Source organism: Halopelagius inordinatus (assembly GCF_900113245.1).
Classification (GTDB): domain Archaea; phylum Halobacteriota; class Halobacteria; order Halobacteriales; family Haloferacaceae; genus Halopelagius; species Halopelagius inordinatus.
In genome coordinates this window covers 517,147-531,118 of the sequence record NZ_FOOQ01000002.1, presented here as the reverse complement: position 1 = coordinate 531,118, position 13,972 = coordinate 517,147, and the positions used below count along the sequence as shown (strand labels likewise).

The following is a 13,972-nucleotide window of genomic DNA, read 5'->3' as shown; positions in this document are numbered from 1 at the left end:
GTCGGCAGTCCGTCGCCGTCAGCCCTGCAGTCGCTTCAGTTGGAGCGAGACGCCCAACGCGGCGACGAGCAAGACGACGAGGTTGAACGCCGCGAGAAACGGCGCGCGGTACTCGGGGGTGACGAAGGTGTGTATCGTCCGCGTCACCGCCGAGTACAACTGGAAGACCGAAACCAGCGCGACGAGTATCAACCCCGCGAGAACGGCGTAGTTGAGGTACCGCTTCAGCGTCTCCGCCGTGGACCGGTCGTCCTCCGCTGCGGCGGCCTTCTCTCGCGCGTTGCCGTTCGGTTGGGTGTCGGTGCCGTCGCGGTCTGAGTCTGCGTTAGTATCCGTCATTGGGTCCACCTCCGAGCGAGAAGCGCCGACGCGAGGAGTGCGACGAGGGCGGCGACCGGGCCGAATCCGGGCGTGGACGTCTCCGTTCCGTACGCCGGCGATTCGGTGTACTCGCCGCGGCCGTCGCTCCCGCCGCCTTCGAAGTCCTCCACGCGGAGTTCGACGTCCTCTTCGGTCTCGTTGACGCTGATTCGCTTCGTCGGGTCTAAGTTCGCCGCCGTGCGGGCGGTATCGACGACGACGCCGTCTTTCAGCAACACGGCGTCGACGTAGTAGTTGTAGTTCCGCGGGACGGTCACCCGCGTCGTCGTCGTCGCCGTCCGCCCGGGACGAATCGCGCCGACGTCCGTGGCCGTCTGGGCGGCGACGATGTTCGAGTCGGCCTGCCGGAGGACGAACCGCACTCGAAGGTCCTCCGACCGGCCGTCGCCACTGTTCGTCAGCGACGCGGCGAGTTCGAGCGTCGTCCGGTTGTTACCGGCGTCGGCTTCCGCGACGGAGAACGAGAGTGGCGGGAGCGCGTCGCCCTCCGAGAACCGGACGTCGGTCTGGGCGTACGCGGGCGTCAACGCCTCCAGACCGCTCACCGTCTTGCCGTCCTCGTCCACGCGGCGGTCGTCCTGATAGAGCACCGTCTCCACGTGGTAGCCGCCTTCGCGTTCGACGGTGACGTTCGCTGTCACGGAGGTTTCGGCCTCGTCGCGGAGGGTGCCGACGCGTACGGTCTGGGTCGTCTCGACGAGGCCCGACTCCGCGTCGACGGCGCGGACGAGGAGCGTGACGTTCTCCGTCGGGTTCCCGCGGTGTTCGATTCGCGTGTCCACCGAGAGGGTGACCGTCCCTCCGCGGACGTCTGCGTCGTCGGCCCCGATGTTCACCTCCGAGATGCGGACCGGTCCCGGTCGGACCGGGTCGTCTTCCGTCGGGTCGGCGAGGACGCCGGGGAAAGCCACCGAAGCGAGGAGGGCAACGAGGACTACCCCGACGGCCGCGCCTGCCAGGGCGGCGTCGCGGTTCATACGACGACCGACAGGAGTTCGTGGTATATATCTTGTGTACGTTCGGTCACGGGAGAACGACCGCCGGCGACGACGTACTTATCACGTATCTGGACGACCTGACCAGTATGACCACGTACGTACTCGGGACGAACTCGGTCCACCGAAGCGCGAAACTCTGTGACTACCTCGACGGGAGACTCGACGACGGCGACACCGTCCACGCGGTAAACTCCCACGTCGGGGGCGACCAGACGGACGGCAAAGACACCCGAGACGGCAACGACGCGCTCAACGCGGTCAGTTCGCGCCTCGGCGCTATCTGCACCGTCGAAACCCACCAGTTCGTCCGCGGCAACGACCCGGCGACGGACCTCATTCAGTGCGCAGAGGAGGTGGACGCGGACGAACTCGTCATCGGAATCAGAAAGCGCAATCCGACGGCGAAGATAGTGTTCGGAAGCACGGCACAGGACGTCCTCCTCAACGCGAACGTTCCGATGGCCGTCGTTCCGCTGGAGACGGTGGAGTGAGTCACGCGGCCGGTTCGACGGCCGCCTCTCCGCAGTGCGGACAGTGCTCGTACCGTTCCGTCAGCCGTTTCTCGCAGGCGCGACAGACGTACTCGTCGCCGTCCCCGCCCGTGAACGACCGCTTCGTCTCCTCGAACTTCTTTCCGGCTTCCCTGAACAGGCCCATCCCCTCAGAGAGGGTCGGAACTCGAATAAGCGTTGGGCCGACCGCTCGCGGGCCGACGACGGTGGTCAGTTCCCGCCGCAGGGGTGTCCGCCGCCGTGGTCGGAGTCGTCATCGGCACCGCCGTCGGTCTCGTAGTAGCCGTCGCCGTCCGTCTCGCCCTCCGCCGCGGGACCGAGAATCTTGTCCGCCAGCGTCGGGACGAACGTGCCGATGTCGGTCACCATGCCGATGGCTTGGGAACTCCCTCGGTCGAGAAGTTGCGTCACCGTCGCGGGGTTTATGTCCACGCAGACGACGCGGACGTCCGACGGGAGGCAGTTGCCGACGGCGACGGAGTGAAGCAGAGTCGAAAGCATCAACACCATGTCGGCCTCGTGGGCCTGTTCGCGGATGGCGTTTTGCGCCTCCACCGCGTCGGTGATGGTGTCGGGGAGGGGACCGTCGTCGCGAATCGACCCCGCGAGGACGTACGGCACGTCGTTTTCGACGCACTCGTACATCACGCCCTCTTCGACGAGTCCCTCGTCTACGGCCTCCGCGATGCCCCCGGCGCGGATGACCTCGCTTATCGTGTAGATGTGGTGTTTGTGGCCCTTCCGGGGGTGTTCCATCGTCTCCATGTCCATGCCCAGAGAGGTGCCGTAGAGGCCGTGTTCGATGTCGTGGGTGGCGAAGCCGTTGCCCGCCGAAAGCATGTCGACGTACCCCTCGCGGATGAGGCGCGCGAGGTCCAACGCCCCGCCCGAGTGGACGAGTGCCGGGCCGGCGACGACTAACACCTTCCCGCCCTCGGCTTTCGTCTCCTCTATGGCCTCTGCGACCTGTTCGATGAGCGATTCGGAGGGTCGCTCGGAGGAGACGCCGCCCTGCATGAAGCCGAACGGACCCGAGGAGTCGCGGGGGCGTTCGGGCGGTTGCACGCGGATGCCCGCCTCGTCCGTGACGACGAGGTCACCCTCCTCGATACCGTTCAGCACCTTCGTGTACGCTCGCGGTTCCTCTCTCCCGTCCGGGTCGGGTTCGAGAACTATCGCGCAGTCCATCTCGATGTTCTCGACGCCGATCCACTCGCCGTCGTATCGGACCTCCGTGGGGTGGTTGGTCGTGGAGTAAAAGCCGTGCGGGACGACTCTGTCGGCGGGCGCGGGTTCGACGTGCGCGTCCACCGGGTCGGTGAGGTTCGCCCCGTTTTGGTGCAGTTCGTGGAGAATCTCCTGCAACGTCTCCTGCGTGTCGGCGCTTATCGACATCCGACAGTACGACGTCTTGTCTTTGTGCTTTCCCACATCGAACTCCTCGACTTCGAACGACCCATCGAGGTCCATCACGATACCGAAGGCTCGTTGCATCATCCCCGAGTCGATGATGTGGCCTTCGAGTTCGACAGTTCGCGTCGCGGTCATCGGTTGAGGGTCGCGCCCCGCGGTCAAGAAGGTCACGCACGCGTCCGAATCCGCCGAGACAACGGAGGGCGTCGAAACCGCCGCCGGGGTCCGCTTCGGACGCTCAGAACAGGAAGCCCTTGAGCACGTTCGCGACCGACCAGACGAGTTGCGAGACGACGTTCCCGGATTCGCCCTCGATCCTGATGTCGTCGTTCACTACGGCGGTGCCGAACGCGTCGGCGGGGTTGGGCGACTCGACGATTCGCTCGACTGTGGCGCGGTCGGTTTCGAAGCGGACCGTCGCGTCCGAGTCGGGGTCGGGCGAGATATCGACGATGCGCATCTGATCGTCGAGGGCAAAGGAGAACGACTCCACCGCGGCACCGTCCGAGATGTAGGCGTTCACTCGCTGGCCGGCGAGGAGACTCTCCGCGACGCCGAGGTCGAGCGACGCCGCCTGTTCGTTGTACAGGTCCGCCATCGCGACGAACGTCTCGTACGTGGAGGGTTCGGCGTTCGATTCGTCGCTCTGGGCCGCGGCGGGCACCGCGACCGCCGAGAAGAGGAGTAACGCGACGAAGACGGCACTGACTGTCTTGCGAATATGAATAATCACGACGGAGATAGGAACGTCGTCCGAGGAGATAGAGATATCGGTGGTCGGCGTTCGTCCGCGGGGGCGCGTCTCCTCACGACGGGTGCGGCGAGAGGTCGAAGACTACACCCGAACTCACCTCCGGTCGACGGGACTCAAGAGTCGAGGACGCCGTCGAGGAAGGCGACGCCGTGACCGACGGCCTGCGCCAACTGCGCGCCCTCGTAGAAATCGAAGTGGGACGCGGGCAAGCGAACGAACGTCGCGTTCGACACGGAGTCCGCCGCCGACTCGACGGACGCGGCGGGGACGATATCGTCTCGGGTTCCGGCGACGAACATGACCGGACAGGCGATGGATTCGGCGTCGTCGCCGGCCGAGAACGTCGCGAGAGAGAGCAGCGACCGGGCGGGCAGTCGGTTCTCCCACTCGGAGGTCGGGGGGACCAAATCGAGGTAGCCCGCCCGCGCGCCGGGCGTCGAGAGCAACGCCGACTCCTCGGGGTCGCCCGTCACGGAGACGGTGTGCGGCCCGGCGACGAGCGACTGGACTCTGTCGCGGACGCCCGCGAGGACGCCTTTCGCGAGGTATCCGTAGCCGTTCGCGGTCAGGAGCGACCGCCCCGAGAGGACGGGCGTCTGTGCGACGACCGCTCGGACGCGGGCGTCGTCCGCGGCCACGTCTAAGGCGTGTCCGCCGCCGAGTTCGGTCCCCCAGAGGACGAGTCGCCCGGTGTCGAGGCCGTCTCTCTCCCTGACGCCCGCGATGGCCGCCTCCCAGTCGGTTCGCTGCCGCGACGGGGAGACGAGGTTTCTCGGTTCCCCCTCGCTGTCGCCGTGGTTCCGGTAGTCGAACAGGAAGACGGCGTAGCCCGCCTCGGCCAGTCGCTCCGCGTACGCCGGGAGTCCGAACGACCGTTCGGAGGCGATGCCGCCCGCCATGACGACGACCGGCGGGTCGGCCGGACGGTCGGGGCGGTAGAGCCACCCCGTACAGCGCTCTCCGGCGCTCTCGAAGCCCATCGTCACCTTCGAGAACTCGTATCTCGACGGGTGGCGTCGCCGACTCGACGCTCGCTCCGACGTTTTCTCCGTCGTTCCGTCTCTGACTCGCTCTCGTCGCTCTGCGCGCTTCCAGTCGCCGCGGCAGGTGGGTCGGCTCATTCGTCTCCCTCCAGCGTGTTCAACACGAGTTCCGAGAAGTCCTCGTCGCTCAGTTCGTACCGGTCGTACTTCCGGAACCAGTCGGCTTCGGCGCGCCACGTCCCCTGGACGTCGCCCTCGGCGCGGAGGACGGTGGCGTCGACCCGTTTCGGCTCCCACTGGTCGGCTTCCACTCGCCCGACGAACGTCCTGAGGGCGCGTCCGATTTCGGTGTGGTTCACGCTCTCGCCGGGAAACGCGGTCAGATAGACGAGTTCGACCCTCTCTTCGCCCGTGTCCAGCGACTCGACGCTGATTCCGTTGCTCCGGAGTTCGCCCTCCACGCCGGTGATTGCGCCGTTCATGATATCCGCTTCGGAGGGCAGCGGCTAAACGTTTGCCGCGCGACAGTTCGTGAGAAAACGAAGCCACCCCGCGAACGGTCGAGACCGGAACTCCGAATCGGTAGGCGGATTCAGACCCGGTAGGGTGGGACGGAGACGGAGACGCCCCGGGGAGAGCGTTCCGTCTGGGGTGTCGCCGCGCGTGCGGCGCTCGACTGCCCGCCGGACGAGAGACGACGCCCGACGGCGGCGTTCGCGGGGAACGCCTCGGCACAGTGTGGTGGATGGTCGCGTGCGTTCGCACGCGAGTGAACGTCCGGGGAGACGTCCGTGCCACGTCGGCACCGTGGACGCAGGGTTGGGGAAGCCACGTCCGCTCACCGACATCTGAGAGTGTCCCGGGATGTTACATAAACCTGCCCGCCCGATTATCGCGTGTGAAAACGAACCCCGGCTCCGAACGGGGGGTCGATTATAGGGTCTCTGAGAACCAACGGGAGGTGATGCCCCCGATGGAGTTCGACGACATCCGCGTCGAGGCTTACATGACAGAGGCGGTAGAGACGACCCACCCCGACGAGTGGGTTACCGACGTCGTCGACCGATTGCGGTCTCAGTCTCGGTACGGGGGCTTGCCGGTTCTCGACGACGACGGCCGCCTCGCGGGGTTCGTCGGGGCGATAGACCTACTCGGCGTCCACGGCGACGAATCAGTTCGCGCGGTGATGAGTCGGAATCTCGTCGTCGCGCGCCCGGAGATGACCCTGCAGGACGCCGCCCGAGTCATCTTCCGGACGGGCCACCAGTTTCTCCCCGTCGTCGACGACGAGGAGGCGTTCCTCGGCGTCGTCTCGAACGCCGACGTGGTTCGGAGTCAGATCGAACGCACCACGCCCTCGAAAGTCGAGAGCACCCGGCGGATGCTCGAATCGACGCACGACGCCGCCGTCGGCGTCGAGGAGGACGTCGTCGTGATCTCAGAGCTGATACCCACCCAGCGAGAGGTGTACGCCGACGAGTTAGACGGCCGCGCGTACGAACTCGAACACGGGCTCGCAGAACCGCTTATCACCCTCGTCTACGGGGAGGAGACGCTCCTCGTCGACGGCCACCACCGCGCTCTCGCGGCGCGCGAACTCGACATCGAGGAGATGCGCGCTTACGTCCTCGTCGTCGACCCGACGGAGGTGCCGAATCTCGGCCTCCGGAAGATAGCGCGCCTCGGCGGATTGGACTCGCTGGCGGACGTGGAGGTGAACGACGACGGCCACCATCCGTTAGTCGAGATGACCGAATTGGGGGCGTAGTAGCCAGTTTCGCGGTTTCGACTGCTTCCGCGGACCGGAAACGGAGCGTGTGAGTACCGACCTCCGATAGACCTCGTAGTGACGTCGCCCGCGTCGCATCGCGTACGTCGCCGACGTATGCCGCGTCTTCGTCCGCGGGGCCGACCGTACGCCGTTGGACTACCGTACCCTGATTTTTGGGCGGCTTCGTTGGCGTCGAGACCAGCCGGTTCGTTTTCGTGCCGTGTTTCCGTGTTCTCGTTGGTGCGAGTGAAAACGATGCCGGGTACAGCCCCGCGAAGATGCAGACGACGAGTCGGGCCACAGTCACTCATCCACGGACGAAGTAGAACGACCGTTCCCGTGTCCGTACTCTCCTTACCCGGCATCTGTCAGCAACTCTTTAAACTCTGATTACCTTGATTAGCTAACGATTCAGAGCTGTTTCCCACATCATCCACATGTTTCCTGATTCAGAAATCCGCGTTCTCCACGTCGACGACGAGTCGGATTTTGTTGAAATGGCCGCAGAGTTTCTGCGGCGCGAAGACGACCGGTTCGTCGTCGAAACTGCCGCCAGCGCGAGCGAGGGACTGTCGCTCCTGTCCGACGACGAGTACGACTGTGTCGTCTCGGACTTCGATATGCCGGGGCAGTCCGGTCTCGAGTTCCTCGAGGCGGTTCGCGATGATCGGCCGGACCTGCCCTTTATCCTGTTCACGGGCAAGGGTTCCGAGGAAGTCGCCAGCGACGCCATCTCGGCCGGCGTCACCGACTACCTCCAGAAGGAGTCCGGCACCGATCAGTACGCGGTACTGGCAAATCGGATCGCCAACGCCGTCGAGCGAGAGCGGTCGCGCCGGCTGGTCGAGCGCAACGAACGGCGCCTTCGGGAGTTGATCGACTCGCTTCCACTGCTTCTCCACGTCGTCGATTCCGACGGGACGTACCTGCTCGCAAATCAGGTACTCGCGGATTTCCACGATACGACCGCCGCAGACATCGAGGGCAGTAACGTCGCCGACGTGCTTCCCGATGCGACGGCCGAGGAGTTCAACGAGAACGTCGCTGCTGTGCTCGACGAAGGGCGGATGAAGAGTTTTCCGGGCATCGAGATACCCGACTCGGACGGCGACGTCCACATCTTCGAACCGCGGATGCTCCCCTACGACTTCGGTGAGACCGGCGGACGGGCGGTGCTCGGAATCGCCACCGACGTTACTGACCAGCGAGAACACGAACGTGAACTCGAGCAGAAAGAGCGTCGCTACCAGGCTATCTTCAACGACCCGAACATCCTCGTCGGACTGCTCGACACCGACGGCACAGTCCTCGACATCAACCAGACGGCGATGGACTACGTCGATGTCACTCTCGGCGAGATCACGGACGAACCGTTCTGGGACGCCCCGTGGTTCGGGCACTCCGAGAGCGTTCGACAACAGATCAGAGACTGGATCGATCGCGCGGCGGGCGGCGAGTACGTCGAGTTCGACCTCGACCTCGTCGACCCCAGTGGTGATCCATACGTCATCGAGGGCGTGATCAGACCGGTCACGGACGACGACGGCGAGGTCGTCTCGCTGATCATCTCCGATCGCGAAGTCACCGACCAGCGGAAGTACCAACGGGAATTAGAGGAGGCCAACGCCGTCCAGTCGACGCTACTGGACACGCTCCCGGTGGGCGTCCTCGTCGAGGACGCCTCGCGGGATGTCGTCACCGTCAACGACCGTTTCTTCGACCTCTTCGACTTACCGGGGATACCCCACGAGATCGTCGGTTCCGACTGCTCTGCGCTCGCTGTGGATGCCGGCGAGATGCTCACTGAACCGGAGGCGTTCGTCGAGCGAACCGAGGGACTCGTGACCGACGGCGACCCGGTGCAGAACGACGAAATCCGCCTTCGCGACGGCCGGACGTTCACGCGAAGCTATCAGCCGATCGAACTCCCCGAGGGCGAGGGTCATCTCTGGGTGTACCGCGACGTCACCGACGGCAAGCGACGCGAAACCCGGCTCGAATCCCTCAACACGACGACTCAAGATCTGATGGCTGCGGAAACCCGCGACGAGGTCGTCGAGATCGGTGTGAACGCGGCAGCCGAGGTTCTGGGGATGGAAGCAAGCGCCATCCACCTATACGACGACGCGAGATCGGCGCTCGTGCCGCGAGCCGTTACGGACACCGTGTACGACCTCATCGGCGATCCACCGGCGTTCACGGAGAGCGATAGCATCGCGTGGCGAGTCTTCGAAGCCGGCGAACCGCTGGCCGTCGACGACATCCACGACGATCCGGATATCTACAACCCAGAATCGTCTATCCGAAGCGAACTCCACCTCCCGATCGGCGACTACGGAACCTTGATTGCCGGCTCGGAAACGCCAGCGGCTTTCGATCAGCAAGACCTCGTGTTCGGCGAACTGCTCGCTGGAAACGTCGAATCGGCACTCGAACAGGTCGAACAGACAGAACAGTTACGCGCCCGCGAAGGGGAACTGATGCGTCAGAATGACCGCTTGGAGGCGTTCGCCAGCCTCGTCAGTCACGACCTCCGGAATCCGCTCCAGGTGGCCGAAGGGCGACTGGAACTGGCCCGCGAGACGTGTGACAACGAGGATCTGGACGCAGTCGATCGCGCGCTCGGACGGATGGACGCGCTCATCGACGATCTCCTGACACTGGCCCGCGAGGGAGACCGCGTGCAGGAACTCGAGCCGGTCGATATCGGCGACCTCGCGCGGCGATGCTGGGCCAACGTCGAGACGGAGGACGCGACGCTCGACGTGACCGCCGAAACGAAGACCCGAGCCGACCGGAGCCGCCTGATGCAGATGTTCGAGAACCTCTTCCGAAACGCGATCGAACATGGTGGTTCCGACGTAACGGTGACGATCGGTGAACTCGCCGGTGGATTCTACTTCGAGGACGACGGCCCCGGAATTCCCTCGGAGGATCTGGAGACTGTCTTCGACCCCGGATACTCGACTACGCGGAGAGGAACGGGATTCGGTCTCAGCATCGTGAAGGAGATCGTCAACGCCCACGGTTGGGAAATCGAGATTACCGACGCCGACGGCGAAGCCAGCGGAGCGCGTTTCGAGATCACCGGCGTTTCGACCTTTCGAGCTTGAATTTCTCTCACCCCTGTTGGGTCGGACGTCCTCCGCGTGGGTGATCCGTCCGGGTCCACCGAGGAGGAGTCGGGTTCGGAGACATCTCGGGCCCTGATGCCGTCCTCTTTCTCCACTACTTCACAAAGTCGCCGACGGAAGCGACCGTGGCTCCAGAACTGGTGGGTCCCCTCGTTCACTCTGCACGAGTGCTTCTGCAGGACATCCGAACGGTCGCCGACGATCACCGTTCCGACACCGAGACCGTGCAGCCACTCCGCGAAATCCCCGGCGAGCGCGTCTTGGGGGCGTGAGACGCGTGGTGCGAGGTACACTGATGGCTCTACGGTGTTTCTGTGACGGCGACCGGCGATGATGAAAGCGTAATGAAGAATCCGGGACCGAATCCCGGTTTCGTTACGATGTAACGTTAATCGCCGAACATCTGGCGCATCATCGGGTGCATCTCCATGAGTTGCTCCTCTGCAATCTCCTCGTACAGTTTGTACGTGATAGAGACCGTAAGCAGCAGTCCCGTCCCGGAGACCTGACCGATGGTGCCGAGCATGTTCGCCATGACCGCGAGCAGACCGACGAGTGCGCCGCCGATGACGGTCACTTGCGGGATGTACCGCTCCATCACCTTCTCTATGACCTGCGGGTTCCGTCGGAAGCCGGGAATCTGCATCCCGGAGTTTTGAATCTGCTGTGCGGTCGACTCGGGGCCCATCCCCGTCGTCTCGACCCAGAAGATGGCGAAGATAGCGCCACCGACGATCATGAACGTCAGGTCGATGAGCACGCGGACGATTATCTGGGCGGGGTCCGCGGAGGTGAACCCGAGGAACCACATCCAGTCTGCCCGCGATTGAATCGGCGCGAGGTAGTAGAACAGGCCGCCCGTGACCTGTCCGCCGTTGTACGCGCCGAGCCACGCGGGCATCGCGCTCCACGAGTTGTTCAGGATCTGACCCAGGAACTGGATGTTGGCCTGAAGCGCGCGGACGAGGATCATCGGCAGGACGCTCGCGTAGATGAGCTTCACCGGGAAGCGACCGCGGGCACCCTTCACGCGGGCGTGCGAGAGGGGTATCTCCACGCGGACGCTCTCTGCGTACACGACGATTGCGAAGATGAGCACCGTCGTGACGAGCGCGAGCAGTTGCCCCTGTCCGAGGAAGATGTCGGACAGTCCGCCCGGCGAGAGCGGCGACCCGATGTCTGCGGCACCGGTGAGGATGCCGAACCACGTCGGGAAGAACCCGGAGTTACCCCCGAGCGCCTGCCAACTGAACAGTCCGGCGACGAGCTGCTGGCTGACGCCTGCGATGATGAACAGGCCGACACCGGAGCCGACCCCCCACTTGCTCACGATTTCGTCCATGAACAGGATGAGGACGCCGCCGACGAACATCTGCGCGAAGATGAGCGTCTTCACGCCACCGACGCCGATGCCGAACGACTGCGCGACGGCCTGATCCGCGGGCAGGAACCCGCCCGCAAAGACCATCGGCAGCCCGGTCAGACAGATCATCACGACGACCAGAAGCTTCTGCAGGCCCTGGTACAGCACCTGGTCGCGCGGGTCGTCCGTGTCTAACCCGAGCAGGTCGGCGCCGCCCAAAAGCTGCAGGACAATGCTCGCCGTGACGATGGGACCGATACCCAACTGCAGTATCGACCCCTGCTGTCCAGCGAGAATACTTCGGAACTGTCCGAACAAGTCAGTCGAAGACGTCGTGTCCAGTCCGAATAGCGTGACGTTCGTGAGGAAAAAGTACATCACGAGGATGCCGGCTGTCCAGACGAGCTTCCGGCGGAACGGAACGTGTCCCTCCGGACGCTGGACTGCGGGCATCCGCGTCAGCACCGGTTCGGCGGCCTCCTTCCATCCCATGATTTACTCGTCGGAGCCTTCCTCGTCGTCTGTGTTATCTTCTTCGGCTTCGTCTTCTGCCTTTCTCTCGGCTCGTTCCGAGAGTTCGGCGCTACCGTCTGCCGATTCGATGAGCTCGACCGCACCCGAGGTGAACGCGTCGGCGACGACGTGCAGTTCCTGTCGGACCTGCCCGCCGCCGAGCACTTTCACGACGTCGACGTCGTGGCCGTCCTCGGCCACGTCGCGAGCGTCGATTTCGTAGGCGTCGCCGTCTTTCTCCGCGAGGCCGTCGGCCGCGAGCAGCGCGGCGTCTTCGTCCAGCTTTTGGACTTTGACCTCGACGACGGTGTCTTGGGCGTCTTCCGGGCGCGTGAAGCCGTGTTTGCCGAGCGGTTCGTAGTTGTGGAACTCGTGTTTGTCGCGTCCCGCACGGCCGCGGCCGCCACGGTGACCGGCTCCGCGCCGGTTCTTGTGACTGCCGCCGCTGTGGGTGCGAGACCCGCGCTGGCGTCGTTTCTTGGACGTCATCGCATATCCTCCAGCAGTTCGTCTATCTGCTCTGTGGTATGCTTTCCGAGTTGACCGCCCTCTTTCGTGACGTGCTTTTGGCCGCGGTGGCCGCCGCGCGGCGGGTGCAGTCGGAGCACGGGCGAGACGCCCTGTTCGCGGAGCGTCGTCTCCTCGTCGACGATGGCCTGCGCGAGCGCAGACAGGTCGTCGTAGTCGGTGTTCTCCGAGACCCACTCGTCGTCCACGTCGGCCGCGCCCTCTTCGGGCTCTGCGCGCTTTCGCAGCACGGTCTCGACGGCGTCGACGGTGGGCTCACCGTGTGCGACGTAGTCGTTGACCTTCGTGATCATGCCGCGGTACGTCTCCGTCTCCGGGACGAACGTACAGTGGTTGACGCTGTGGACGTTCAGCATCTTCAGCGTGTCGCGGACGGCGTCGCTCATGTTGACGTCGCCGCGGAGTTGGACGATAGCCTGCATTATTCGTCCGCCTCCTGCTGAACTCTCCGCGCACGGCGGGGAACCCGGGACTGCGACGCGTTCTGCAGCGCGTTGTACGTCGCCTTCGCGAGGTTGACCGTCGTACGGGTGTTGCCGTTCGAACGGGTCCAAGCGTCCTGCACGCCGGCCAGTTCGAGGATGTTGCGGACCGTCTCCGCGGCCGCGAGACCGAGACCCTGCGGGGCGGGCATGATCTCGACCGTCACGGAGCCGGCCTTACCGGTGGCCTTCCGAGTCAGCGAGTTCACGCCGCCCGCGGAGTCCTCCCACGAACCCGACCCGCGGTCGACTTTGATCATGTTGAGCTTCGCCACGCCGATGGCCTTCTGGATGGCCGATCCGACCTGGTCGTCTCGCGCCTCGGCGTAGCCGAGATAGCCGTCGCGGTTACCCACTGCGACGACGCAGCGGAACTTCACGCGCCGACCCGAGTCGGTCATGCGCTGGACCATGTTGATGTCGAGAACCTCGTCGTCCAGTCCGGGGAGGAGCTGGTCGACGATTTCGGACTCCTTGAGCGGAAGTCCGGTCTCGAGCGCTTGGTCCATGGACGTGACGTCTCCGTTCTGTACCATGCGGCCGAGCCGCGTGCGCGGCTCCCAGCCGTTGTCGTTACGTTGGCTCATTCGTCCTCCTGAAGTCGCGCGAGCACGTCGTCGAAGTGCTCGGGCAGTGTGGTGGCGTCGAACTCCCCGCTGTAGAGCGGCTCGTCGAGCTGTTCCGCGTAGTCGGCGATGTGCTCGCCGCGGTTACGCGGCCACTCGGCGTGTACCGCTTCGTTGTGGGGGATTTCGAGCCCTGCGTCGATTGCACCTTCCTGTACTGCGAATACCTTGTTGCCGGGGGTAGCCGTGTTGAGGCCGATGTCGAGGACCGCCTCCTCGAGACCGGCTTCGCGTGCGCGCAGGCCCGCGAGATACCCCGTGAGGTACGCGCTGGGGATGTTGCCCGTGGGGGCTTCCCAGCCGTACTCTTCGAGGTCCTCGGAACTTGCGGCAGCGTGCGTCGTGTCGCCGTCCGGACTGGGCGAGACCAGCTGCGCCCTGATGTGCTTGTTGCTCACGCGAGCAACGAGGCGGGGCTTGCCCGATTTCAGCAGGCGCAACCTTTGGTGGTAGTCCGTCCGAACTTCGCGGCGGCGACGCATAGGCACCTTGTAGCGTGGTCCTGTCGCCATTG

15 protein-coding genes are annotated in these 13,972 nt (G+C 64.8%); 3 read left to right on the top strand and 12 right to left on the bottom strand.

All coding sequences use genetic code 11. The features are described from left to right. Positions 1 to 18: 18 nt before the first annotated feature. Together BM167_RS10505 and BM167_RS10500 are read right to left on the bottom strand one after the other, a co-directional pair. Positions 19 to 339, bottom strand: coding sequence for a DUF8060 family membrane protein (locus tag BM167_RS10505; protein ID WP_092892210.1), 321 nt, complete (start codon positions 337 to 339; stop codon positions 19 to 21). Further along, positions 336 to 1,358, bottom strand: coding sequence for a DUF7490 domain-containing protein (locus BM167_RS10500; protein ID WP_092892208.1), 1,023 nt, complete (start codon positions 1,356 to 1,358; stop codon positions 336 to 338). Before BM167_RS10500 ends, BM167_RS10505 begins: the two co-directional genes overlap by 4 nt. 107 nt (positions 1,359 to 1,465) lie before the next feature. On the opposite strand from BM167_RS10500, the gene BM167_RS10495 reads away from it, so the two are divergent. Next, entirely contained in the window at positions 1,466 to 1,870 is a 405-nt protein-coding gene (locus BM167_RS10495; RefSeq protein ID WP_092893071.1) for a universal stress protein, read from the top strand. A 1-nt stretch (position 1,871) separates the two neighbouring features. On the opposite strand, the gene BM167_RS18495 is transcribed toward BM167_RS10495, so the two are convergent. The 5 genes from BM167_RS18495 to BM167_RS10475 all read right to left on the bottom strand — a co-directional run bounded on the left by BM167_RS18495 (position 1,872) and on the right by BM167_RS10475 (position 5,523). Beyond that, positions 1,872 to 2,036, bottom strand: coding sequence for a hypothetical protein (locus tag BM167_RS18495; protein WP_177213333.1), 165 nt, complete (start codon positions 2,034 to 2,036; stop codon positions 1,872 to 1,874). A 65-nt stretch (positions 2,037 to 2,101) separates the two neighbouring features. After that, on the bottom strand, positions 2,102 to 3,439 hold the full coding sequence (locus tag BM167_RS10490; protein ID WP_092892206.1) for an ornithine cyclodeaminase, nickel-pincer nucleotide-dependent: 1,338 nt from the start codon (positions 3,437 to 3,439) through the stop codon (positions 2,102 to 2,104). Positions 3,440 to 3,542: 103 nt separating this feature from the next. Next, positions 3,543 to 4,037: a hypothetical protein gene (locus tag BM167_RS10485; RefSeq protein ID WP_092892203.1), complete on the bottom strand. Its 495-nt coding sequence runs from the start codon at positions 4,035 to 4,037 to the stop codon at positions 3,543 to 3,545. Positions 4,038 to 4,171: 134 nt separating this feature from the next. Beyond that, entirely contained in the window at positions 4,172 to 5,038 is an 867-nt protein-coding gene (locus BM167_RS10480) for an alpha/beta hydrolase (protein WP_394327241.1), read from the bottom strand. Between the two features lie 137 nt (positions 5,039 to 5,175). Continuing rightward, positions 5,176 to 5,523, bottom strand: a complete 348-nt coding sequence (locus tag BM167_RS10475; protein WP_092892199.1) for a DUF8159 domain-containing protein — start codon at positions 5,521 to 5,523, stop codon at positions 5,176 to 5,178. A 491-nt stretch (positions 5,524 to 6,014) separates the two neighbouring features. Here BM167_RS10475 and BM167_RS10470 point away from each other — a divergent pair, with 491 nt between their 5' ends. Together BM167_RS10470 and BM167_RS10465 are read left to right on the top strand one after the other, a co-directional pair. Further along, positions 6,015 to 6,809: a CBS domain-containing protein gene (locus BM167_RS10470; RefSeq protein WP_092893070.1), complete on the top strand. Its 795-nt coding sequence runs from the start codon at positions 6,015 to 6,017 to the stop codon at positions 6,807 to 6,809. Positions 6,810 to 7,309: 500 nt separating this feature from the next. Further along, entirely contained in the window at positions 7,310 to 9,925 is a 2,616-nt protein-coding gene (locus BM167_RS10465) for a PAS domain-containing protein (protein WP_245781340.1), read from the top strand. A gap of 409 nt (positions 9,926 to 10,334) precedes the next feature. Here the strand turns inward: BM167_RS10465 and secY are convergent, their stop codons facing one another. Genes secY through BM167_RS10435 form a run of 5 tightly spaced genes read right to left on the bottom strand, consistent with a single transcriptional unit; the run spans position 10,335 to position 13,970 of the window. After that, positions 10,335 to 11,801, bottom strand: coding sequence for a preprotein translocase subunit SecY (gene secY, locus BM167_RS10455; RefSeq protein ID WP_092892195.1), 1,467 nt, complete (start codon positions 11,799 to 11,801; stop codon positions 10,335 to 10,337). Between the two features lie 3 nt (positions 11,802 to 11,804). Further along, positions 11,805 to 12,311 carry an uL15m family ribosomal protein gene (locus BM167_RS10450; RefSeq protein WP_092892193.1) on the bottom strand — a complete coding sequence of 169 codons (507 nt, stop codon included), beginning with the start codon at positions 12,309 to 12,311 and terminating at the stop codon, positions 11,805 to 11,807. Next, a complete protein-coding gene (locus tag BM167_RS10445) occupies positions 12,308 to 12,772 on the bottom strand; it encodes a 50S ribosomal protein L30 (protein WP_092892191.1) in 465 nt (154 codons plus the stop codon). The genes BM167_RS10450 and BM167_RS10445 overlap by 4 nt, the downstream gene beginning before the upstream one ends. Further along, on the bottom strand, positions 12,772 to 13,419 hold the full coding sequence (locus BM167_RS10440) for a 30S ribosomal protein S5 (RefSeq protein ID WP_092532628.1): 648 nt from the start codon (positions 13,417 to 13,419) through the stop codon (positions 12,772 to 12,774). The genes BM167_RS10445 and BM167_RS10440 overlap by 1 nt, the downstream gene beginning before the upstream one ends. Beyond that, a complete protein-coding gene (locus BM167_RS10435; RefSeq protein ID WP_092892189.1) occupies positions 13,416 to 13,970 on the bottom strand; it encodes a 50S ribosomal protein L18 in 555 nt (184 codons plus the stop codon). Before BM167_RS10435 ends, BM167_RS10440 begins: the two co-directional genes overlap by 4 nt. Positions 13,971 to 13,972: the final 2 nt, after the last annotated feature.